Origin of the sequence: Rhodanobacter spathiphylli B39, from assembly GCF_000264295.1 — a bacterium.
GTDB classification, from domain to species: Bacteria; Pseudomonadota; Gammaproteobacteria; order Xanthomonadales; family Rhodanobacteraceae; genus Rhodanobacter; species Rhodanobacter spathiphylli.
Genome location: NZ_AJXT01000158.1, coordinates 1 through 534, shown reverse-complemented (window position 1 = coordinate 534; position 534 = coordinate 1). Strand labels below are relative to the sequence as shown.

Sequence of the window (534 nt, the reverse complement as noted above, 5' to 3'; positions counted from 1 at the left end):
GGAGATGTTAGAGTTCGTGCAGGGAATAGCTTTTTTGGACGAATAGAAGATATAGCGCTTAATAAAAGAATAATAGTAAAATCTGTAACCCATGAATTTATACCCGTCCACATTATGACAGTGGAGGTGGCTATATAAAGTGATTAACGAAATTAAAACTATAGTACAAAATTATCTCGATAATATCAAATTATGCTCTTTGCAAGTTGGCACAGTTGAAAATAACGGAATAAGAATTAGCGATAAATTAGTTGTACCTATGGAACTAATTGTTGGTAATCTTAAAAAAAGCCTTATTATTGGTCAAAAGGTTAGATTACTTCGTAACCATGGTGGACAACAGTTTTACATTTTGGAGGTGATCCAAGAATGACACCAAGATCATCTCTAAGTATTGAGTTTACTACTGAGAATATGACTCAAACGAATCGTACGTATAGGATAATAGGTAACAGAATACAGGGATTTGTAGACGGATTAGAAGCGTTAAAGCAAGCCGTATATAAGGTGCTCAACACAGAGCGATATGAGTAC

Annotated in this window: 2 protein-coding genes; both read left to right on the top strand. The window is 34.5% G+C overall.

Features of this window, described 5'->3' with window-relative positions:
- On the top strand, positions 1-138 hold a 138-nt coding region (locus UU7_RS19280; protein WP_425480528.1), incomplete at its 5' end, for an XkdQ/YqbQ family protein.
- 1 nt (position 139) lies between these two features.
- Positions 140-373 (top strand): DNA helicase, encoded by a 234-nt coding sequence (locus UU7_RS17980; protein ID WP_083846032.1) that lies wholly within the window; start codon positions 140-142, stop codon positions 371-373.
- The last annotated feature ends 161 nt before the right edge of the window (positions 374-534 follow it).